This is a genomic window from Georgenia muralis (assembly GCF_003814705.1).
GTDB lineage: Bacteria > Actinomycetota > Actinomycetes > Actinomycetales > Actinomycetaceae > Georgenia > Georgenia muralis.
Genome location: NZ_RKRA01000001.1, coordinates 2,274,369 through 2,294,971 on the forward strand (window position 1 = coordinate 2,274,369; position 20,603 = coordinate 2,294,971).

The window sequence follows — 20,603 nt, forward strand, 5'->3', positions numbered from 1 at the left end:
GATGACAACGACTGACACGCTCGTCGCCGGCCTGTACAGCGAGGGCGAGGCGCTCGTCGACAGCAAGGAGCCCGCCGGCCCGCTCGCCGAGCGGTGGTCCACGCGCAAGTTCTCCGCCCGCCTGGTCAACCCCGCCAACCGCCGCAAGCTCCACGTGATCATCGTCGGCACGGGCCTGGCCGGGGCGTCCGCCGCCGCCACGCTCGGCGAGGCCGGCTACCAGGTCAGCTCGTTCTTCTACCAGGACTCCCCGCGGCGCGCGCACTCCATCGCCGCCCAGGGTGGGATCAACGCCGCGAAGAACTACAAGAACGACAACGACTCCGTCTACCGGCTGTTCTACGACACGGTCAAGGGCGGGGACTTCCGGGCGCGGGAGTCCAACGTGTACCGCCTCGCCGAGGTCAGCGCGAGCATCATCGACCAGGCCGTGGCCCAGGGCGTGCCGTTCGCCCGTGAGTACGGCGGCCTGCTGGACAACCGCTCGTTCGGCGGCGTGCAGGTCTCGCGCACCTTCTACGCCCGTGGGCAGACCGGCCAGCAGCTGCTCATCGGCGCCTACCAGGCGCTCGAGCGCCAGGTGGCGGCCGGCACCGTGACCACGTTCTCCCGGCACGAGATGCTCGAGCTCGTCGTCGTCGACGGGCGCGCACGCGGCATCATCGTGCGCGACATGGTCACCGGTGCCATCGAGACCCACCTGGCCGACGTCGTCGTCCTGGCCACGGGCGGCTACGGCAACGTCTTCTACCTCTCCACCAACGCGATGGGCTCCAACGTCACCGCGACCTGGCGCGCGCACCGCAAGGGCGCCCACTTCGCCAACCCCTGCTACACCCAGATCCACCCCACGTGCATCCCGGTGTCGGGCGACTACCAGTCCAAGCTCACCCTCATGAGCGAGTCGCTGCGCAACGACGGGCGCATCTGGGTGCCCAAGGCGCCGGACGACACCCGCGACCCGCGGGAGATCCCCGAGGCCGAGCGGGACTACTACCTCGAGCGGATCTACCCCGCCTTCGGCAACCTCGTGCCCCGCGACATCGCCTCACGCGCGGCGAAGTACGTCTGCGACGAGGGGCGCGGGGTGGGACCGGAGGTCGGCGGCGTCCGGCGCGGGGTCTACCTCGACTTCGCCGACGCCATCGCCCGCCTGGGCAAGGCGTCCGTCGCGGCGAAGTACGGCAACCTCTTCGACATGTACCAGCGCATCACGGGCGAGGACCCCTACGAGGTCCCCATGCGCATCTACCCGGCCGTGCACTACACGATGGGCGGGCTCTGGGTGGACTACGACCTCCAGTCCTCCGTGCCGGGGCTCTTCGTCGCCGGCGAGGCGAACTTCTCCGACCACGGCGCCAACCGCCTGGGCGCCTCCGCGCTCATGCAGGGCCTGTCGGACGGGTACTTCGTCCTGCCGAACACCATCAACGACTACCTCGCGGACGGCCCCTTCGAGAAGGTCCCCGCCGACCACCCCGCCGTCGTCGAGGCCGTCGAGTCCGTCCGGTCGCGCATCGCGCGCCTCCTCGGCGCCCGCGGCACACGGTCCGTCGACTCCTTCCACAAGGAGCTCGGCCACATCATGTGGGAGTACTGCGGGATGGAACGCACCGAGGAGGGCCTGCGCCTGGCCATCGGGCGCATCCGTGAGCTGCGCGAGGAGTTCTGGCGCGACGTGCGCGTGCTGGGCACCAACGAGGAGCTCAACCAGGCGCTCGAGCGGGCCAACCGGGTGGCCGACTTCATCGACCTCGGCGAGCTCATGTGCATCGACGCGCTCCACCGGCGCGAGTCCTGCGGCGGGCACTTCCGGGCGGAGTCGCAGACCCCGGACGGGGAGGCGCTGCGCGACGACGAGCACTTCGCCTACGTCGCCGCGTGGGAGTGGGGCGGCGACGGCGTCCCGGTCCTGCACAAGGAAGACCTCAACTACGAGTACGTCGAGATGAAGCAGCGGAGCTACAAGTGAAGATCACCCTCAACGTCATGCGCCAGGCCTCCGCGGCCGCCGAGCCCCGCCTGGTCGCCTACGAGCTCGTGGGGATCTCCGAGGACATGTCTTTCCTCGAGATGCTCGACGTCCTCAACGAGGAGCTCACCCAGCGCGGCGAGGACCCCGTGGCGTTCGACTCCGACTGCCGCGAGGGCATCTGCGGCATGTGCGGCATCGTCATCAACGGCGTCGCCCACGGGCCCGAGCGGACCACCACGTGCCAGCTCCACATGCGCTCGTTCAAGGACGGCGACTCCATCACCCTGGAGCCGTGGCGCGCCAGCGCGTTCCCGGTGATCAAGGACCTCGTCGTGGACCGCACCGCCTTCGACCGGATCGTCCAGGCCGGCGGCTACATCTCGGTCAACACCGGCGCGGCGCCGGACGCCCACGCGGTCCCGGTGCCCAAGGCCGCCGCCGACCGGGCCTTCGAGGCGGCCGCCTGCATCGGGTGCGGCGCCTGCGTGGCGGCCTGCCCCAACGCCTCGGCGATGCTCTTCACCGCGGCCAAGGTCACGCACCTCGGCCTGCTGCCCCAGGGCCAGCCCGAGCGGGAGGCGCGGGTGGTCAGCATGCTCCACCAGCACGACGCCGAGGGCTTCGGTGGGTGCACGAACATCGGTGAGTGCGCCGCCGTGTGCCCCAAGGAGATCCCGCTCGACGTCATCGGCACCCTCAACGCCGACCTCGGCATGGCGATGCGCGCCGGCCGCTGAGACGCGTGCGACGACGCCCGGGGCCGTCCCGTACCGGCACCGGAGGCCTCGCCGTCTCGGTCCCTGGTCCTTCGGCGTTCCGCGGGGCACCGCCCGGCCGCCGGAGCTAGGTTGAGGGAGGGCGGGGGGTCCGCCTCGGTCCAGAGATGAGAGTTCCCGTTCATGACAAGATTCCACACCGTCCGAGCCGCTGTCGGTCTGATCCTCTCCGTCGCCGTGGTCGCCGGGTGCGGGTCGTCCGGCGACGACGAACGAGCCGCCGGCAACGAGGAGGCCGCGGTCATCCACGTCGGCTCCCTCTACGAGCCGCAGAACCTCAGCAACGTCGACGGCGGCGGCCAGGGCGTGACGGAGGCGCTGAACGGTAACGTCTACGAGAGCCTGTTCAAGCTGACGGACGACGGCGAGCTCGAGAACCTCCTCGCCGAGGACTACTCGGTCAGCCCCGACGGCCTGACGTACACCGTCACGCTGCGCGAGGGTGTCGCGTTCCACTCCGGCAAGCCGGTGACGTCCGAGGACGTGAGGAGCAGCGTCGAGCGGGTCACGGCGGAGTCCTCGCAGTCGGCGCGGAAGTCCTCGTTCGAGCCGCTGGCCTCCATCGAGACGCCGGACGAGCGGACGGTGGTCTTCACGCTCGCGACTCCGTCGATCTCCTTCCCCTACAACCTCTCCTACGTGTGGATCGTCAACACCGACGCCGGGGACCTCAAGACGGAGGAGGACGGGACCGGGCCCTACACCGTGGGCGACTGGACCCGCGGGTCCAGCCTGTCGCTGGCCCGGTGGGACGAGTACTGGGGCGAGCCGGCGGCCAACGCCGAGGTGGTCTTCCAGTACTTCACGGACGCCAGCGCCATGGGCAACGCCCTGCTGACCAACGAGGTGGACATCCTCACCTCGGTCCAGAGCCCCGACGCCCTGGCGCAGTTCGAGGGCAACCCCGACTACACGATCGCGGAGGGCACCTCGACCACCAAGGAGCTCCTCGCGTTCAACGACCAGATGGCGCCCTTCGACGACGTCCAGGTCCGCAAGGCGGTCTACTCGGCCATCGACCGGGAGAAGCTGCTGAGCTCGATCTGGGGCGACTACGGGACGCTCATCGGCTCGATGGTCCCGCCGACCGACCCCTGGTACGAGGACCTCACGGACGTCAACCCCTACGACCCCGCGCTCGCGGAGGAGCTCCTCGCCGAGGCCGGGCTCCCGGACGGGTTCTCGTTCACGCTGGACACGCCGACCTACGACCCGCACCCGACCGTGGCCGAGTTCGTGCAGAGCGAGCTGGCCAAGGTGGGCGTGACGGTGGAGATCAACCCGATCTCCGCCGACGAGTGGTACACCAAGGTTTTCCAGGAGCGAGACTTCGAGGCCACGCTCCAGGAGCACGTCAACGACCGCGACGTCGTCTGGTACGGCGACCCCGACTTCTACTGGGGCTACGACAACCCCCAGGTCACCGCCTGGGTCCAGGAGGCGGAGCAGGCCGCCACCCCGGAGGAGCAGACGGAGAAGCTGCGCCTGGTGAACCGACAGATCGCGGAGGACGCGGCCAGCGCCTGGCTGTACCTCCACCCGCAGATCGTGGTCTCCTCGAGCGACGTCTCCGGCTACCCGGTCAACGGCCTGAACTCGCAGTTCTTCGTCTACGACATCACCAAGGGCTGACGCGGACCGCAGCCGGGCACCGGATCCCCGCCCGGCCGGGCGGGGATCCGGCCCGGGTGAGCACCCCGCACCCCCGAGACCCGGCCGGAGGGCGCCGTCGCGCGCACGAGAGGAGGATGAACGCCGTGGCACGCTACGTCGCGCGACGGACGCTGTTCCTTCTCCTGTCGCTCGCCGTCGCGATGGTGGTGATCTTCGCGCTGCTCAGGTTGCTCCCCGGGGACCCGGCGAACGCCCTGCTCTCGGTCAACGCGACGCCCGAGCAGATCGCGGCGGCACGGGAACAGGTGGGCGCCGACGAGCCCGTTCTCGCCCAGCTCACCACCTGGGTCGGGCAGGTGCTCGCCGGTGACCTGGGCACGTCGTTCGTCAGCGGTCGCGAGGTGCTGCCGGACGTCGTCGACCGCCTCGGGGTGACCATCCCACTGACGCTGTTCGCGTTCGTCCTCGCCGCGTCGCTGGCGAGCGTGGTCGGGTTCGTCGCCGCGTACCGCGCGAACCGCTGGTACGGCGTCGTCCTGTCCGGGCTGGCGCAGCTCGGCATCGCGGTGCCGGTCTTCTGGGTGGGCATGGTGCTGGTGTGGATCCTCGCGCTCGACCTGGGCCTGTTCCCGTCCGGAGGTTACCCCCGCGCGGGGTGGGCCGAGCCCGCGGAGGCGCTGCGCTACCTGACGCTTCCGGTGGCGACCGTCGTGACCGTCATGACCGCCTCGCTCGCGCGCTACGTGCGCTCCGCCACCCAGGACGTGCTGGGCAGCGACTACCTGCGCACCGCCCGCTCCCTCGGGTCCAGCCTGCCGCACGCGTTCTGGCGGCACGGCCTGCGCAACGCATCCGTGCCGGTGATCGCGATCCTGGGCGTGGAGCTGGCCACGACCCTGCTGGGCGCCGTCGTCGTCGAGAGCGTGTTCTCCCTGCCGGGGCTGGGCAGCATGCTCGTGCGGGCCATCGCCCAGCACGACTACCCGAGCATCCAAGGGGTCCTGCTCGTCACCACCTTCCTCGTGCTGGTGATCGGCTTCGCTGCCGACCTGCTCCAGCGCGTCGTCGACCCGCGGCTGCGCCGCAGGACCACGGGGACGGCCGCATGACGACGACGCCCGGTCTCGAGCCCGTCGACGTCCCGGTCGCGCCGCGCGCCCGGCGTCGCCGGCCCTCGCCGACCCTGGTGGTGGGCGTCGTGCTGCTCGCTGTCGTTGCGGCGGTGGCGGCGTTGTCCCTGGTGTGGCTGCCCTACGAGCTCTCCGACACCTCCGGCGGCCGGCTCGAGCCTCCCGGCCCCGACCACTGGCTGGGCACCGACACGCTCGGGCGCGACCTCCTCAGCCAGACCATGGTCGGCACCCGCATCGCGCTGACGGTGGGGCTGGGCGCGACGGCGGTGGCCGTCGTCGCCGGGGTGGTCGTCGGCATCCTCGCCGCCCTGACCCCGCCCTGGCTCGACGACACCGTCGCCTCGGCCCTGGACATCCTCATCGCCTTCCCGACGCTGCTGCTCGCCATGCTCATCGTGGCGGCGCAGGGCTCGAGCCTGTGGACCGTCCTGCTGGCTATCGGCGTCGGCGCCTCGGCCGTCGTGGCACGCTTCACCCGCATCCTGAGCCGGCGCGTGCTCTCGCAGCAGTACGTCACCGCCGCCCGCACGTCCGGCACCGGGGTGCCGGGGATCGTCGTCCGGCACGTGCTGCCGAACATCTGGCCGAGCCTGGTGGTCAACGTCGCGGTGCTGTTCGGGGTGGCGGTGCTGGCAGAGGCGAGCCTGTCGTACCTCGGCCTGGGCGTGCCCCCGCCCAACGCCTCGCTCGGCCGGCTGCTGCAGGAGGCGCAGGGCACCGTGGTGACCGCCCCGTGGGCCGCCGTGGCGCCCGGACTCGTCATCGTGGCCATGGTGCTCGGCGCCAACTTCCTCGCCGACGGGCTCCGCGACCGTTTCGACCCGACCCGTGGGAGGAGCCGATGAGCGCTCCGGCCGATCCGGGGGTGCCGGAGCTCGCCGTGGACCGGCTCACGGTCCTGGCCGACGGCGGACGCCGGCTCGTCGACGGCGTGTCCTTCACCGTGCGGAGCGGGCAGCGGCTGGGCGTGATCGGTGAGTCGGGTTCCGGCAAGTCCCTCACCGCGCTCGCCGTCGCCGGCCTCCTGGGTCCGGGGCTCAGCGCGGCGGGGTCGGTGCGCCTGGCGGGCACGGAGGTGATCGGCGCGAACGAGGCGACCCTGAACCGGGTTCGTGGCTCGGTGGTGTCCCTGGTGTTCCAGGAACCCTTGACGGCGCTCGACCCCCTGATGCGGGTGGGCCGGCAGGTTGCCGGGCCGCTGCGCCGGCACCGTGGCCTGCGCGGGGCCGAGCTGCACGAGGGGGTGCTCCGTCTCATGCGCGAGGTCGCCCTGCCCGACCCGGAGCGGCTGGTGCGGTCCTTCCCGCACGAGATGTCCGGCGGGCAGCGTCAGCGGGTCGCGATCGCGATGGCCTTGGCGTGCGAGCCGGCCGTGCTGATCGCGGACGAACCCACGACCGCCCTGGACGTGACCGTGCAGGCGGAGATCCTCGAGCTGCTCCTGCGGGTGGTGCGCGAGCACGGCACCGCGCTGGTGTTCGTCTCGCACGACATGGCCGTCATCTCGGAGGTGACCGAGCGCGTGGTCGTGATGCGCGATGGTGCCGTCGTGGAGGAGGGCGACGTCGCCGACGTCATCGCCACACCCAGGCACCCCTACACGAGACGTCTGGTCGACAGCGCCCGGGCCCTCGACGCGGCGCTGGCCGGCCGCGCGCCCGCCGCCGGGGGGACGACGGCGGGGGCGACGCCATGACGCCGCTCCTCGGGCTCGAGGGCGTCTCCTACCGGTACCGCGGTGCCACGGCGGACGCCCTCGATGGTGTGACCCTGACGGTCGAGCGCGGCGTCAGCCTGGGGATCGTGGGGGAGTCGGGCTCGGGAAAGTCCACCGCGCTGTCGCTGCTGCTCGGGCTGGTGCGCCCGACGGCGGGTCGCGTCGTCGTCGACGGCGAGGCCCTGAACCTCGCGGACCGTCGACGGCGCCGCGAGTTCCGCCGCCGGGTGCAGGTGGTCTACCAGGACCCGTACTCCTCGCTGGACCCGCGCCAGCGCGTGGACCGGATCGTGTCGGAGCCGCTGGTCTCGCTCGGGCTGAGCCGCGGACGCGTGGCGCTGCGGTCAGCGGTTGCGAAGGCCCTCGCCGACGTCGACCTCGACGGTGACGCCGCCCGCCGCTACCCGCACGAGTTCTCCGGTGGTCAACGACAGCGGATCGCCATCGCGCGGGCCCTCGTCACCGGGCCGTCGGTGCTGCTGGCCGACGAACCGGTCAGCGCGCTGGACCTGAGCACGCGCCTGGGCGTCATCGCCCTCCTCGAACGCCTCAAGCAGGAGAAGGGCCTGACCGTGGTGATGGTCTCGCACGACGTCAGCGCCGTCGCGGCCCTGTGCGAGCGCATCGTCGTGCTCAAGGACGGCCGTCTCGTCGAGCGCGGGGCCACACGTGAGGTTCTCGACCGGCCACGCCAGCCGTACACGCAGCGGCTCCTCGCCGCCGTTCCGCGGCTGTCACCGGGACCGCTCCCGTGACCGGCCCGGCCCCAGCCTGACCGGTCACGCAGCCGACCGTCGATATGCGCCGACGGGGCCCCGCCCGGGCGACTACCCTGGTCCGGTGAGCGATCCCATCGTCCTCGGCATCGAGACCTCCTGCGACGAGACCGGCGTGGCACTGGTGCGCGGGCGCGAGCTGTTGGCCGACGTCACCGCCTCCTCCATGGACGAGCACGCCCGGTTCGGCGGCATCGTCCCCGAGGTCGCCTCCCGCGCCCACCTCGAGGCGTTCCTCCCCACGGTCGACGCCGCACTCGCCGCGGCCTCGCTGGACCTGGCCGACGTCGACGTGGTCGCGGTGACCGCCGGGCCCGGCCTCGTCGGCTCGCTCACGGTCGGGTCGGCCGGGGCCAAGGCGCTGGCGCTGGCCACCGGCAAGCCCCTGTACGGGGTCAACCACGTCATCGGTCACGCCGCGGTCGACGAGCTCGTCCACGGCCCCTTCCCCGAGCGCTTCATCGCGCTCGTGGTCTCCGGCGGCCACACCTCGCTCCTGCGCGTCGGTGACATCGCCACCGACGTCGTCGAGCTCGGGCAGACCCTCGACGACGCGGCCGGGGAGGCCTTCGACAAGGTTGGCCGCCTCCTGGGGCTGCCCTACCCGGGCGGCCCGCACGTCGACCGGCTCGCCCGCACCGGCGACCCGGAGGCGATCCGCTTCCCCCGCGGACTCTCGGCCGGCAAGGACAAGGTGCGCCACGCCTACGACTTCTCCTTCTCCGGCCTCAAGACGGCCGTGGCCCGGTACGTCGAGGGCTGTCAGGACCGCGGCGAGGAGGTCCCCGCGGCCGACGTCGCCGCGGGCTTCTCGGAGGCGGTGGCCGACGTCCTCACCCGCAAGGCGCTCGACGCGTGCGCCGTGGACGGGATCGACACCCTGGTCATCGGCGGCGGCTTCTCGGCCAACTCGCGCCTGCGCGAGCTCGCGGCCGAGCGGGCGGCCGAGCGCGGCATCACCCTGCGGATCCCGCCCATCCGGTACTGCACCGACAACGGGGCGATGATCGCGGCGCTCGGCGCGGCGCTCGTCCGGGCCGGGGCCGCACCCTCGTCGCTGGAGCTACCCACCGACTCGGGCATGCCGCTGGAGACCATCCGGGTCTGAGGCTCCCGGTGGTGCCCGCGGGTTCCACCGGCGCCCGCCCGCGCTCCCGTCAGCCGCCGTCGCGTCGGGCGTCGACCGGTCCCGGCGGCGTCCCGTCAGGCATCGAGCGGTCAGGCCCCCACCGGTTCCCGGCGCCGTCCGGGCAGGACCCGCCACAGCCGCGACGTCGTCACGAAGAGCGCGGCCGCCCCGACGAGGCCCCACGGGACCGTGCTCGTCACCTCGAGGGAGGCCGCGTCCGCGGAGCGGACGACCGTGACCTCCGTCCACAGCAGCCGGGCGCTCGCGCCGCCGGGCAGGTCGGGCGCGACCTGTGCCAGCGCGGAGGCGAAGACGGCCAGTGCGACGAGGCACAGGAGGAGCCAGCCGGTCGCCCAGCTCAGGCCGAGGGCCCACCGGACCCGGCCCGGGGGCAGTGCGGCGATGTACTCCTGGGCGAGGGCCCGGGCACTGCCGAGCGAGGCCACGGCCTCACGCATCGAGGAGTGGGCGGCGGCCTCGTCGAGGTGGGTGCGCAGCTGGGCCCGCACCGCCCGTCGCTCGTGACCGGGGTGCTCGTCCATCCACAGGGCCAGGCCGGCGAGGTAGGCCTCGCGGCGGGCGGTGTGGTCATGGGGACTCCTCGGTTCGTGGCGGCGGGGTCAGGGCCATGCGGACGACGTTGCCCAGCTGCTGCCAGGCACGGCGCTGCTCGGCCAGGTGGGTCAGGCCGGCCGCGGTGGGCGCGTAGTACTTGCGGGCGGGCCCGGACGCGGACGGCACGAGGTAGGAGCGCAGGTGGCCCTCGCGCTCGAGACGTGCCAGCACCGGGTAGACCGACCCGGCGGAGATGTCGGTCAGCCCCGTCTCCTGCAGGCGCACGACGAGGTCGTAGCCGTAGGAGTCGCGCTGGCGCAGGACCGCCAGGACGAGCATCGGCAGGACGCCCTTGAGCAGCTGGGGGTCGCGCGGGGGAGCAGGGGCCACGCTGCGACGGTATCGCCGACTACTGGGTGATGACAAGTACCTGTCGATGCGGAGGAGCGGCCACGAGCGCGCCGGGACTCAGAGCGGGTGGCCCGCGCGCATCTCCCGGACCAGGGACTCCACGACCCCGTCGAGACCAGACCCTCCCGCGACGGCGAGCTGGCGCTGGTACGAGGCTCCGCCGTCGACGATCGCGGCGACGTCCGCGAGCTCCTCGACGCAGCCGAGGCGCTCGGCGACGGGCGCGAGCTCGGTGAGCATGCGGCTGACCGTCTCGCCGACCAGCTCCTCCTCGCCCGCGTCGTCGAGGATGAGGATGGCCTCCATCCCGTACCGGGCGGCGCGCCACTTGTTCTCCACCGCGAACCACCGTGGGACGGTGGGCAGCTCCAGCCCGCGGTCGAGCATCGTCGAGTAGTGCTCGACCAGGCAGTGGGTCAGCGCGGAGAGCGCCACCGTCTCGCGCAGGGTGGGTGAGGCGTCGCAGACCCGCACCTCGATCGTGCCCAGCCGCGGCGACGGACGGATGTCCCAGCGCAGCTCGTCGAAGGAGTCGATCACGCCCGTGCGGGTCATGTCCCCGACGAAGTGCTCGAGATCCGCCCAGCGCCCGAACTGGTACGGGATGCCGGCCGTCGGCAGCTGCTGGAACATCATCGCCCGGTTCGAGGCGTAGCCGGTGTCCTCACCGGCCCAGAAGGGCGAGGACGAGGCGAGCGCCTGCAGGTGGGCGAACCGGGTGAGCAGCGCGCCGATGATCGGCAGCACCTTGGCGCGGTCCTCGATGCCGACGTGGACGTGCACGCCGTAGAGCAGCATCTGCCGGCCCCACCAGCGGGTCCGGTCCATGAGGGTGGCGTAGCGGTCCTGGTTGGTGACCTTCTGGAAGGCCGGCCGCGCGAACGGGTGCGTGCCGGCGCCGACCAGCTCGATGCGCAGCGGGTCGGTCACCGCGCGCAGGTCCGTCACCGCGCGCGCGAGGTCGGCGCCCGCCTGGCCGACGCTCTCGCTGACGCCGGAGACGACCTCGACGGTGTTGAGCAGCAGCTCGGGGTGGACGTTGGGGTGACCGCGGCCGCCGGGGAGGGCGACGCCGTCGAGGACGGCGGTGGCGGCCTGGCGCAGGTCGCCAGAGTCGGCGTCGACGAGCTGGAGCTCCCACTCCAGACCGACCGTCGAGCGCCGCGAGGGGGCGAAGGGCAGGTCCACGGGGCCAGTGTGCCGTGCGTGGCGCCCGGCCGCGAAGCACGCCCGGGCCGGGGTGGCCCACGAGCGCGGGCGGCCGGACCGTGCTCGGGACCAAGGGCCCGTTCCCGGACATAGCGGGACGAGGACGCTGGGACGAGCGTGTCCTGTGTCACAGCACCGACCGATGCTGCAGGGCACCGGCTCGGAGGAACCATGAAGGCACTCGTCTACCACGGACCCGGCAACAAGGCCTGGGAGGACGTCCCGGACCCCACGATCATCGACCCCACCGACGTCGTCGTGAAGGTGGAGACCACCACCATCTGCGGGACCGACCTGCACATCCTCAAGGGCGACGTCCCCGCCGTCACCGACGGACGCATCCTCGGCCACGAGGGTGTCGGCACGATCACCGAGGTCGGCGCCGCGGTGACCACCCTCAAGGTCGGTGACCGGGTCATCATCTCGTGCATCAGCGCGTGCGGCTCCTGCTCGTACTGCCACCAGGGCCTGTACGCGCACTGCCTCGCGGACGAGGGTGCGAGCGGGATCGGCTGGATCTTCGGCCACCTCATCGACGGCACCCAGGCGGAGTACGTCCGCGTGCCCTTCGCCGACAACTCCCTGTACAAGGTGCCCGAGGGCGTCTCCGACGACGCCGCCGTCATGCTCTCCGACATCCTGCCCACCGGGTTCGAGATCGGCGTGCGGTACGGCAAGGTGGAGCCGGGCGACGTCGTCGCCGTCGTGGGTGCCGGGCCGGTCGGTCTGGCCGCCATCATGACCGCGGGCCTCTACGGCGCGGCGCGCGTCATCGCCATCGACCTCGACGACAACCGGCTCGAGATGGCCAAGGCCTTCGGCGCCACCGACGGCGTCAACAGCGGGTCGCCGGACTTCGTCGAGACGGTCAAGGCCATGACGGACGGTCTCGGTGTCGACGTCGCGATCGAGGCCGTCGGCATCCCGGCGACCTTCGACACGTGCCTCAAGCTCGTCCGGCCCGGTGGCTCGGTCGCCAACGTCGGCGTCCACGGCAAGGCCGTCGAGCTCCCGCTGCAGGACCTGTGGATCCAGGACATCGCGATCACCATGGGCCTGGTGAGCACGTCGACGACGTCGATGCTCCTCAAGCTCGTCGCCCAGAAGAAGCTGCCGGCCGAGAAGTTCGCGACCCACCGCTTCACCTTCGACCAGATGCTCGAGGCCTACGACACCTTCGGCCGCGCCGCCGAGACGAAGGCGCTCAAGGTGGTCATCTCTGGCTGATCCGCCCAGGCGCGCCGCGGAGTGCTCCGCGGCGCGCCCTCGCGCGTGCGGCGCGCCGTGGCCTTGGCCGGCCCGGGCGCTGTCACACCGGCTCGACGACGATCACGACCTGGCGTCCGGCGAGGCGGGTCAGGACCACCGTCGCGCTCGCCCGCCCGGCGAGTCCCAGCCGCCGACGGAGCTGCTCCGGCTCGACGGCGGTGCCCCGCTTCTTGATGGTCAGGGCGCCCACGTCCCGGGTCCGGAGGTACTCGCGCAGCCGCTTGAGACCGAAGTCGAACAGGTCGAGCACCCGGTAGGAGGTGGCGAACGGGCTCGCGGCCGGGGCGTCACCGGTGAGGTAGGCGATGTCCTCGTTCACCAGTCCGGCGCCGATGTCCTCGGCCAGCCGGGCCACGAGACCCGCGCGGATGACCGCACCGTCGGGCTCGTGGAGGAACGCCGCCAGCGGGCGTACCTGCCCGGCGCGCACCGGTGCGTCCGCCGGGACGGGGGCGGGCTCGGCGAGCACGGCCGTGCCGCGCGGCCCGAGGACGAGGGCCGAGCGGCCCGGGCCCTCGGGGGCGAGGCCGGCGAACCACAGGCCCGCCTCGACGACGTCACCGTCGACGCTGACCCACTGCGCGTGCGCGTCGGCGGGCAGGGCGGCGTGGGGGATGCCGGGCGCGACCTTGAGGCCGAGGTCCGGCACCCGGGTCCGCAGGTCCAGCAGGGCCCCCAGCGGCGGGGAGTACGCCGCCGGGTCGAAGACGCGCCGGCCACCGCCGGTGCGGCGGGCCGGGTCGGCGAAGACGGCGTCGACCCCGTCGAGGGAGACCGCCAGGGCGTCGCCGTGGCGGACCTCCACCCCGGGGAAGCGAGCGAGGTTGGCGGCGGCCAGGGCCGCCGTCGCCGCGTCGGCCTCGACGGCCAGGACGCGGACGCCGGCGTTGGCGAGGGCCATGGCGTCCCCGCCCAGGCCGCAGCCGAGGTCCGCGACCAGGCCGGCGCCCGCGGCGGCGTAGCGCCGGGCGTGGTGCGCCGCCACCTCCCGGCGGGTGGCCTGCTCCAGGCCGGCCGGGGTGAGGTACATCGTCGCCGCGGCGTCGCCGAACTTCGCCCGGGCGCGCTGGCGCAGCCGGGCCTGGGTCAGGGCCGCTGCCACGATGGCAGGGTCCGTCCCCCGCGCGCGCAGGGCCGTGCCCAGACGCAGCGCGTCCACCTCGGCGTAAGGGGGCAGACCCTCCAGGAGGGCCCGGCCCTCGGGGCTGAGCAGTGCGGCGACGGCGGAGGGGTCCACCCGTCGATCGTGCCACCGACCGGCCGGCGGGGACACGTTGGCACTCACCTTGACCGAGTGCTAACTCACGCCTAGATTGGCACCAGACGCGGCCGCTGGCCGCGGCAGCGCCTCCGGAACCTGACGCGCCCGACCCCCGCGACGGCGGGCGTCCACGGTGATGGTGGCGTCATCCCTGATCCGTCCAATCACATGCGAAGGGGAGGTCCGCAGTGTCGGTCTCCATCAAGCCGCTCGAGGACCGTATCGTCGTCCAGACCCTCGAGGCCGAGCAGACCACGGCGTCCGGTCTGGTCATCCCGGACACCGCCAAGGAGAAGCCCCAGGAAGGCACCGTCCTGGCTGTCGGTCCGGGCCGTGTCGACGACAACGGCAACCGCGTCCCGCTCGACGTCGCCGTCGGCGACGTCGTCATCTACAGCAAGTACGGCGGCACCGAGGTGAAGTACGCCGGCGAGGACTACCTCATCCTCTCCGCGCGCGACATCCTCGCGATCGTCGAGAAGTGACCCGCGCCTGACAGCGCGACGAAGCCCCGGCCTCCTGGTGGAGACCGGGGCTTCGTCAACTGGGGCAGACCGGGGCCTCGTCTCTTGGAGCAGACCGGGGCTTCGTCATCTCGAGTGGTCACCAGGCCCGGGGCGAGCGCGGTCACGGTGGACGAGACGTGAACCGCGCCTGACGGCGCGACGAAGCGGCTGACAGCGCGACGAGGCCCCGGCCTCCCGAAGGAGACCGGGGCCTCGTCGTGCTGGTCGAGTGGTCACGCGCCGGGCGTGCGGAGTGTCGGCGCCGAGCCGCCGGGGCTCCCCTGCAGGCCCAGGCCGCCCGCAGCGGTCAGGAGGCGCGGCGCTCGGTGGTGCCGGAGAGGATGGACAGGCGGTCGTCCTCGCTGAGGCCGCCCCAGACGCCGTACGGCTCACGGACCTTGAGCGCGTGCTCCCGGCACTCGTTGATCACCGGGCAGGTGGCGCAGACGGCCTTCGCTGCCTCGTCGCGCCGGCGGCGGGTACCCCCACGCTCACCCTCCGGGTGGAAGAACAGGTCCGGGTCGGCATCGCGGCACGCGCCCTCGTACTGCCACTCCCAGAGGTCCATCACCGGGCCGGGAAGCCTTGACAGCTCAGCCATGTCGTTCGTCCTTCCGTCACGCCGACCACTCGGCGAATCGATGTTGCCGCGCTCAACCTACCAACCGATGCGCAACTTGTTCAAGCCCCTTTCGGAACTGATTCACGAAACGTTTCGTCGGCGGTGCGACCGGGTCGAGTGGCACGCGGGCATGGATCGCGTCAAGATCGCTTCATGACCATGTCGCAGAGGGTGGAGCCGAGGCGATGACGGCGACCCCCGACGCCGGCGACGGCCGAGACGACAGCGCCATCCAGGCCCAGGAGGGCGTCCCCCTGACCGTGGCTGCGGTGGCGGCCCGCCTAGGCGTGGCGGCGTCCACCCTGCGCACCTGGGACCGGCGCTACGGCCTCGGCCCCACGGCGCACGAGGCCGGCGCGCACCGGCGCTACTCGCCCGACGACGTGGCCCGGCTCGAGCGGATGCGCCACTTCACCCTCCAGGGCGTCGCCCCCGCCGACGCCGCCCGCGCGGCGATGAGCGCCGACCCCGAGGACCTCCAGCAGGCCCCGTCCCTCGACGGCGCGCCCGGGCCGTCCGTCCCGCACGAGCCGCTGCTCGTGGACCCGCTCTCCCTGGCCGCCGCCGCGATGGAGCCCGACCAGCCGCGCGTGCAGCGCATGCTCGCCCAGGAGGTCCGTGAGAAGGGCATCGTGCGCGCGTGGACGTCGCTGGCCCGGCCCGCGCTGTCGATGCTCGGCAAGCGCGACCGCTCGGACCGTCCCGGCGTGGACCCCGAGGAGATGGTCCAGGCCGCGGTGCTCACCGCGGTGCGCCACGTCACCGCACAGGCGGAACGCGGCCACCACGCCCGGACCGGCGCCGAGCCCCGGCGCACGGTCCTGCTGTGCGCCGGGCACGACCACCGGCTGCGCGCCCACGTCATCGGCGGTGCCCTGGCCGAGCGCGGCGTGAGCGCGCGGGTGCTGCGCGCCGAGAACGCCGGCGGTGCCGCCGACCTCCTCGCCGCCCTGGACAGCCGCGGCGCGCGGGTCCTGGCCGTCCTGGGCCACCCGCCGGGGGCCGAGGAGCTCGTCCGCGCGGTGGCCGAGCGAGGGGACATCGAGGTGTTCCTCCTCGGCGAGCACCCGCCCGACGTCTGGCTGCCCCGCGTCCGGCGGGTGCGCACGCCCTCCGCGGCGGTCGAGGAGATCGCCGGGATCCTGGAGGACTGAGCACCCGGGCCCCGCGCGGAGCGGGACGCCACGGCGGGCGCGCGCTGCGCGCACGTACTATCACGGGGTGAGCGAGACGACCGCACCCGCAGACCCGTTCGGCCTCGTGGGGCTGACCTACGACGACGTCCTCCTCCTGCCCGGGGCGACCGACGTCATCCCCTCCGAGGTCGACACCTCGAGCCGGCTGACCCGCGGGATCACCCTGCGGGTCCCGCTCGTGTCCGCGGCGATGGACACCGTCACCGAGGCCCGGATGGCCATCGCGATGGCCCGGCAGGGCGGCCTGGGCATCCTGCACCGCAACCTCTCCATCGAGGAGCAGGCCCAGCAGGTGCGCGTGGTCAAGCGCTCCGAGTCGGGCATGGTGAGCGACCCGGTGACCATCCGGCCGGACGCCACCCTGGCCGAGCTCGACGCCCTCTGCGGGCGGTACCGCGTCTCCGGGTTGCCGGTCGTCGACCGCGAGGGCGTGCTGCTGGGCATCATCACCAACCGCGACCTGCGGTTCATCCCGCCGGCGGAGTTCGCCACCCGCGCCGTCCGATCCGCGATGACCCCCATGCCGCTCGTGACCGCGCCGGTCGGCATCGCGTCGGCCGACGCCGCCGCGCTGCTGGCGAAGCACAAGATCGAGAAGCTGCCCCTCGTCGACGACGCCGGGCGCCTGCGCGGGCTCATCACGGTCAAGGACTTCGTCAAGTCCGAGCAGTACCCCCGTGCCACGAAGGACGACGACGGCCGGCTCATGGTCGGCGCCGCCATCGGCTACTGGGGCGACGCGTGGGACCGGGCCGCGGCCCTGGCCGAGGCCGGCGCCGACGTCCTCGTCGCCGACACCGCCAACGGCGAGGCGCGGCTCCTGCTGGAGATGATCGCCCGGATGAAGAAGGACAAGGCCTTCGCGTCGCTGCAGATCATCGGCGGCAACGTCGCCACCCGCGAGGGGGCGCAGGCGCTCGTGGACGCCGGGGTCGACGCCGTCAAGGTCGGGGTGGGCCCCGGGTCGATCTGCACCACCCGGGTCGTCGCCGGCGTCGGCGTCCCGCAGGTCACGGCGGTCCACCTCGCCGCCCAGGCGGCCAAGCCGGCCGGCGTGCCGGTCATCGCCGACGGCGGGCTGCAGTACTCCGGCGACATCGCCAAGGCGCTCGTCGCCGGGGCGGACACGGTCATGCTCGGCTCGCTGCTCGCCGGGTGCGAGGAGTCGCCCGGTGAGCTCATCTTCGTCAACGGCAAGCAGTACAAGCACTACCGCGGGATGGGCTCCCTCGGGGCGATGGCCTCGCGGGGACGGGTCTCGTACTCCAAGGACCGCTACTTCCAGGCCGACGTCGACACCGACGACAAGATCGTCCCGGAGGGCGTCGAGGGTCGCGTGCCCTACCGGGGCCCGCTCTCCGCCGTGGCGTACCAGCTCACCGGCGGGCTGCACCAGTCGATGTTCTACGTCGGCGCGCGCACGATCCCCGAGCTGCAGCAGCGAGGTCGGTTCGTGCGGATCACCTCGGCGGGACTGAAGGAGTCCCACCCCCACGACATCCAGATGACCGTGGAGGCCCCCAACTACGCCGGCGGGCGCTGAGCGAGGTCACCGGCGCCGGAGCCGCCCGGGGAGCCGGAACCACCCGGCGCGCCGGAGCCACCCGCGGAGCCGGGACCACCCGGCGACCACGGGCCGGCCCGGGGCCGCCGGCCCGACAGGCATCGGCCATCCGGTGTCGGGTCCGGGACCGCTCGCACCACGCTCCGCCCTCGCCGTGCGCACGCCCTCGGCCCAGCTGCGGTGGCGCACCACCTGCCAGTCGTGCAGCTCGGCGAGGGTGCGGCCCGCGAGGTCGGGGTACCGGGCGGCGATGCGCCCGAGGACGTCGAGAGTGGCGACGACGTCGACCTCGGCGGTGTGCAGGTCGGCCCCGTCGGCCACCGCGTAGTGCAGGCAGAGGTCGCCCAGTGTGCGCCGCCCCTGCCGCTCGGGGTCGAGCGCGCGGTCCAGGACCAGCGGGTCGATGACCGGCATGCAGTCGCGGCCCAGCCGCTCGGCGAGCGGGACCAGGCCGTGGCGGCGCAGCTCCCGCTCGAGGAGCGCGAGGTCGAACGCGGCGTTGTAGGCGACGAGCGGCACGCCCTCGCGCTGGGCCCGCGTGATCTCCTCGGCGATCTCCTCCAGGGCGCGGGCGGGTGGGGCGCCCTCGGCCCGGGCCCGCCCCGTGCTCACGCCGTGGATGGCGGCAGCGGGCGCCGGGATCTCCACGCCGGGGTCGATCATCCACGTGCGCACCGACGTCCCCGTGGCGTCGCGGCGCACCAGGGCGGCCGTCACGATCCGGTCGCGGTCGACGTCGACGCCGGTGGTCTCGGTGTCGAACCCGAGGAACGGCCCGTCCGGCCAGCTGGTCATGGTGGTCTCCTTCACTGCCCCCACCCTGGCACCGACCACCCACGCAGGGGTAACCCCGCGGGGACCCACCGGACCTACGCTGGGCCGGTGGACAGCCACCCCGCAGCCGGCGCCACGCCCGGGCGCGCGCGGGCGGACCTGGCGGCGCTGGCCGAGCGCGGGCGGACCGGGACCATGACGCCCCTGGGCGGCCTGCACACCTACGACGCCGCCACCGCCGTCGACTACCGCGCCGCTGCCGTCCTCGCGCTGTTCACCCCGACCGTGGCCGGCACCGAGGTCTTCCTCGTCCGCCGTGCCGACCACCTGCGCCACCACCCCGGCCAGATCGCTCTGCCCGGCGGGCGGGTGGAGCCGGACGACGCGGGGGAGGTGGGGGCGGCCCTGCGCGAGACGCAGGAGGAGACCGGCCTGGACCCGGGGCGGGTCGAGGTTCTCGGTCCGCTCCCCCCGGTCCTGGTCCCGGTGAGCCGGTACGCCGTCACCCCGGTGCTGGGCTGGACGGAGCACACCGACGTCGTCACCGTCGTCGAGCCGGGGGAGGTGCTCCACACCCTGCGGGTCCCGGTGGGCGACCTCCTCGACCCGGCAGCCCGGGCGACGGTGCGGATCGCCGCCCCCTCGGGCGCCGTCTTCCGCAGCGCCGGCTTCCGCACGAGGAGCGGCTGGGTGTGGGGCTTCACCGGCAACCTCCTCGACCACCTCTTCGCCGAGCTCGGCTGGACGCTCCCCTGGGACACCTCCCGTGAGGTGGTCTTCGGCTACGACGCCGCCCGCGGCCTCGCCGTCCCGCCCGCGGACGCCACGTGGTGAGCGCGCGCCGCAGCGGTAGCCTCGGGGCGTGAGCAACGAGATCGAGATCGGCCGGGCCAAGCGCGCACGACGCGCGTACAGCTTCGACGACGTCGCCGTCGTCCCCTCCCGGCGCACCCGCGACCCCGAGGACGTCTCGGTGAGCTGGCAGATCGACGCGTACCACGTGGACCTGCCGGTCCTCGCCGCGCCGATGGACTCCGTCATGAGCCCGGCCACCGCGATCGAGCTCGGCCGGCTCGGCGGCATCGGCGTCCTGGACCTCGAGGGTCTGTGGACCCGGTACGAGGACCCCGAGCCCATCCTCGCCGAGATCGCCGAGCTCTCCGAGGAGCGCTCGGTGGTGCGGATGCAGGAGCTCTACGCCGAGCCGGTCAAGCCCGAGCTCATCACGGCCCGCCTCAAGCAGGTCCGCGCCGGCGGCGTCACGGTGGCAGGGTCCTTGTCGCCGCAGCGCACCCAGGAGCACTGGCGCACGGTCGTCGAGGCTGGCGTCGACCTGTTCGTCATCCGCGGCACGACCGTCTCGGCCGAGCACGTCTCCTCCCGCGCCGAACCGCTGAACCTCAAGCGGTTCATCTACGAGCTGGACGTGCCCGTCGTCGTCGGCGGTGCGGCCACCTACACCGCGGCCCTGCACCTCATGCGCACCGGCGCCGCGGGGGTCCTCGTCGGCTTCGGCGGCGGGGCGGCGCACACCACGCGGCGCTCACTGGGCATCCACGTCCCCATGGCGACGGCGGTGGCGGACGTGGCCGCCGCCCGGCGGGACTACCTCGACGAGTCGGGGGGCCGCTACGTCCACGTCATCGCCGACGGCAGCGTGGGCCGTTCCGGGGACCTCGTCAAGGCCATCGCCTGCGGTGCGGACGCCGTCATGCTGGGTGCTGCCCTGGCGCGAGCGAGCGAGGCGCCCGGGCGCGGGTGGCACTGGGGGTCCGAGGCGCACCACCCCGTCCTGCCCCGCGGCGAGCGTGTGCACGTGGGCACGGTGGGCTCCCTCGCGGAGATCCTCCACGGTCCCTCGACGCAGGCGGACGGGACGGTCAACCTCATCGGCGCGCTGCGCCGGACCATGGCGACCACCGGGTACTCCGACATCAAGGAGTTCCAGCGGGTCGAGGTTGTCGTGTCCCCGTACAGCGGCTGACCTCGCGGCACCGCGTCGGTGCGAGCTGCGCGGACGCCGACCCGGGGCCCGCCCCGGGGTGGACGAGCCCGCGCACGAGGTGGAACCGGGCGCGACCGATGGGCCAGGATGGCAGCGACAACGGCGCGCGGG

At 73.2% G+C, this 20,603-nt stretch carries 20 protein-coding genes; 14 read left to right on the forward strand and 6 right to left on the reverse strand.

Annotation, left to right across the window (positions count from 1 at the left end; all coding sequences use genetic code 11):
* Position 1: 1 nt before the first annotated feature.
* The 8 genes from EDD32_RS10200 (at position 2) to tsaD (ending at position 9,099) form a co-directional block, all read left to right on the forward strand.
* The gene (locus tag EDD32_RS10200) at positions 2–1,972 is read left to right on the forward strand and encodes a fumarate reductase/succinate dehydrogenase flavoprotein subunit (protein WP_123917189.1); all 1,971 of its coding nucleotides are present in this window, start codon (positions 2–4) and stop codon (positions 1,970–1,972) included.
* Positions 1,969–2,712 carry a succinate dehydrogenase/fumarate reductase iron-sulfur subunit gene (locus EDD32_RS10205; RefSeq protein ID WP_123917191.1) on the forward strand — a complete coding sequence of 248 codons (744 nt, stop codon included), beginning with the start codon at positions 1,969–1,971 and terminating at the stop codon, positions 2,710–2,712. The genes EDD32_RS10200 and EDD32_RS10205 overlap by 4 nt, the downstream gene beginning before the upstream one ends.
* Before the next feature lie 162 nt (positions 2,713–2,874).
* The gene (locus tag EDD32_RS10210) at positions 2,875–4,383 is read left to right on the forward strand and encodes an ABC transporter substrate-binding protein (RefSeq protein ID WP_123917193.1); all 1,509 of its coding nucleotides are present in this window, start codon (positions 2,875–2,877) and stop codon (positions 4,381–4,383) included.
* Positions 4,384–4,508: 125 nt separating this feature from the next.
* Entirely contained in the window at positions 4,509–5,474 is a 966-nt protein-coding gene (locus EDD32_RS10215) for an ABC transporter permease (protein ID WP_123917195.1), read from the forward strand.
* A complete protein-coding gene (locus EDD32_RS10220; RefSeq protein WP_123917197.1) occupies positions 5,471–6,343 on the forward strand; it encodes an ABC transporter permease in 873 nt (290 codons plus the stop codon). The genes EDD32_RS10215 and EDD32_RS10220 overlap by 4 nt, the downstream gene beginning before the upstream one ends.
* Positions 6,340–7,194 (forward strand): ATP-binding cassette domain-containing protein, encoded by an 855-nt coding sequence (locus EDD32_RS10225; RefSeq protein ID WP_123917199.1) that lies wholly within the window; start codon positions 6,340–6,342, stop codon positions 7,192–7,194. Before EDD32_RS10220 ends, EDD32_RS10225 begins: the two co-directional genes overlap by 4 nt.
* Positions 7,191–7,970 carry an ABC transporter ATP-binding protein gene (locus EDD32_RS10230; protein WP_123917201.1) on the forward strand — a complete coding sequence of 260 codons (780 nt, stop codon included), beginning with the start codon at positions 7,191–7,193 and terminating at the stop codon, positions 7,968–7,970. The genes EDD32_RS10225 and EDD32_RS10230 overlap by 4 nt, the downstream gene beginning before the upstream one ends.
* Before the next feature lie 85 nt (positions 7,971–8,055).
* Positions 8,056–9,099: a tRNA (adenosine(37)-N6)-threonylcarbamoyltransferase complex transferase subunit TsaD gene (tsaD, locus tag EDD32_RS10235; RefSeq protein WP_123917203.1), complete on the forward strand. Its 1,044-nt coding sequence runs from the start codon at positions 8,056–8,058 to the stop codon at positions 9,097–9,099.
* A 110-nt stretch (positions 9,100–9,209) separates the two neighbouring features.
* Here the strand turns inward: tsaD and EDD32_RS10240 are convergent, their stop codons facing one another.
* The 3 genes from EDD32_RS10240 to EDD32_RS10250 all read right to left on the reverse strand — a co-directional run bounded on the left by EDD32_RS10240 (position 9,210) and on the right by EDD32_RS10250 (position 11,274).
* Complete coding sequence (locus EDD32_RS10240) at positions 9,210–9,662, reverse strand: HAAS signaling domain-containing protein (protein ID WP_123917205.1); 453 nt, start codon at positions 9,660–9,662, stop codon at positions 9,210–9,212.
* A 46-nt stretch (positions 9,663–9,708) separates the two neighbouring features.
* Entirely contained in the window at positions 9,709–10,065 is a 357-nt protein-coding gene (locus EDD32_RS10245; RefSeq protein WP_246006078.1) for a PadR family transcriptional regulator, read from the reverse strand.
* Between the two features lie 78 nt (positions 10,066–10,143).
* Positions 10,144–11,274, reverse strand: coding sequence for a glutamate--cysteine ligase (locus EDD32_RS10250; protein ID WP_123917207.1), 1,131 nt, complete (start codon positions 11,272–11,274; stop codon positions 10,144–10,146).
* A gap of 192 nt (positions 11,275–11,466) precedes the next feature.
* Here EDD32_RS10250 and EDD32_RS10255 point away from each other — a divergent pair, with 192 nt between their 5' ends.
* On the forward strand, positions 11,467–12,522 hold the full coding sequence (locus EDD32_RS10255; RefSeq protein ID WP_123917209.1) for a zinc-dependent alcohol dehydrogenase family protein: 1,056 nt from the start codon (positions 11,467–11,469) through the stop codon (positions 12,520–12,522).
* Between the two features lie 82 nt (positions 12,523–12,604).
* On the opposite strand, the gene EDD32_RS10260 is transcribed toward EDD32_RS10255, so the two are convergent.
* Positions 12,605–13,801: a THUMP-like domain-containing protein gene (locus EDD32_RS10260; RefSeq protein WP_123917211.1), complete on the reverse strand. Its 1,197-nt coding sequence runs from the start codon at positions 13,799–13,801 to the stop codon at positions 12,605–12,607.
* Positions 13,802–14,013: 212 nt separating this feature from the next.
* Between EDD32_RS10260 and groES the strand changes: the two genes are divergently transcribed.
* Positions 14,014–14,310, forward strand: a complete 297-nt coding sequence (groES, locus tag EDD32_RS10265; RefSeq protein WP_123917213.1) for a co-chaperone GroES — start codon at positions 14,014–14,016, stop codon at positions 14,308–14,310.
* A gap of 328 nt (positions 14,311–14,638) precedes the next feature.
* On the opposite strand, the gene EDD32_RS10270 is transcribed toward groES, so the two are convergent.
* On the reverse strand, positions 14,639–14,932 hold the full coding sequence (locus tag EDD32_RS10270; protein WP_123917215.1) for a WhiB family transcriptional regulator: 294 nt from the start codon (positions 14,930–14,932) through the stop codon (positions 14,639–14,641).
* A 206-nt stretch (positions 14,933–15,138) separates the two neighbouring features.
* On the opposite strand from EDD32_RS10270, the gene EDD32_RS10275 reads away from it, so the two are divergent.
* Both EDD32_RS10275 and guaB read left to right on the forward strand, forming a co-directional pair.
* Positions 15,139–16,107: a MerR family transcriptional regulator gene (locus EDD32_RS10275; RefSeq protein ID WP_123917217.1), complete on the forward strand. Its 969-nt coding sequence runs from the start codon at positions 15,139–15,141 to the stop codon at positions 16,105–16,107.
* A 67-nt stretch (positions 16,108–16,174) separates the two neighbouring features.
* Positions 16,175–17,692, forward strand: coding sequence for an IMP dehydrogenase (guaB, locus tag EDD32_RS10280; RefSeq protein WP_123917219.1), 1,518 nt, complete (start codon positions 16,175–16,177; stop codon positions 17,690–17,692).
* A 6-nt stretch (positions 17,693–17,698) separates the two neighbouring features.
* On the opposite strand, the gene EDD32_RS10285 is transcribed toward guaB, so the two are convergent.
* Complete coding sequence (locus tag EDD32_RS10285) at positions 17,699–18,508, reverse strand: exonuclease domain-containing protein (protein ID WP_123917221.1); 810 nt, start codon at positions 18,506–18,508, stop codon at positions 17,699–17,701.
* Positions 18,509–18,595: 87 nt separating this feature from the next.
* On the opposite strand from EDD32_RS10285, the gene EDD32_RS10290 reads away from it, so the two are divergent.
* Positions 18,596–19,321, forward strand: a complete 726-nt coding sequence (locus tag EDD32_RS10290; protein ID WP_246006079.1) for an NUDIX hydrolase — start codon at positions 18,596–18,598, stop codon at positions 19,319–19,321.
* Positions 19,322–19,349: 28 nt separating this feature from the next.
* A complete protein-coding gene (locus tag EDD32_RS10295; protein WP_123917223.1) occupies positions 19,350–20,471 on the forward strand; it encodes a GuaB3 family IMP dehydrogenase-related protein in 1,122 nt (373 codons plus the stop codon).
* Positions 20,472–20,603 lie beyond the last annotated feature (132 nt).

What these genes read in the sequence shown, in the direction of transcription:
- EDD32_RS10200 (WP_123917189.1), top strand. Translation starts at nt 2, where the DNA reads ATGACAACGACTGACACGCTCGTCGCCGGCCTGTACAGCGAGGGCGAG.
- EDD32_RS10210 (WP_123917193.1), top strand. Translation starts at nt 2,875, where the DNA reads ATGACAAGATTCCACACCGTCCGAGCCGCTGTCGGTCTGATCCTCTCC.
- EDD32_RS10220 (WP_123917197.1), top strand. Translation starts at nt 5,471, where the DNA reads ATGACGACGACGCCCGGTCTCGAGCCCGTCGACGTCCCGGTCGCGCCG.
- EDD32_RS10225 (WP_123917199.1), top strand. Translation starts at nt 6,340, where the DNA reads ATGAGCGCTCCGGCCGATCCGGGGGTGCCGGAGCTCGCCGTGGACCGG.
- EDD32_RS10230 (WP_123917201.1), top strand. Translation starts at nt 7,191, where the DNA reads ATGACGCCGCTCCTCGGGCTCGAGGGCGTCTCCTACCGGTACCGCGGT.
- EDD32_RS10240 (WP_123917205.1), bottom strand. Translation starts at nt 9,662, where the DNA reads ATGGACGAGCACCCCGGTCACGAGCGACGGGCGGTGCGGGCCCAGCTG.
- EDD32_RS10255 (WP_123917209.1), top strand. Translation starts at nt 11,467, where the DNA reads ATGAAGGCACTCGTCTACCACGGACCCGGCAACAAGGCCTGGGAGGAC.
- EDD32_RS10270 (WP_123917215.1), bottom strand. Translation starts at nt 14,932, where the DNA reads ATGGCTGAGCTGTCAAGGCTTCCCGGCCCGGTGATGGACCTCTGGGAG.
- EDD32_RS10275 (WP_123917217.1), top strand. Translation starts at nt 15,139, where the DNA reads ATGACGGCGACCCCCGACGCCGGCGACGGCCGAGACGACAGCGCCATC.
- EDD32_RS10285 (WP_123917221.1), bottom strand. Translation starts at nt 18,508, where the DNA reads ATGACCAGCTGGCCGGACGGGCCGTTCCTCGGGTTCGACACCGAGACC.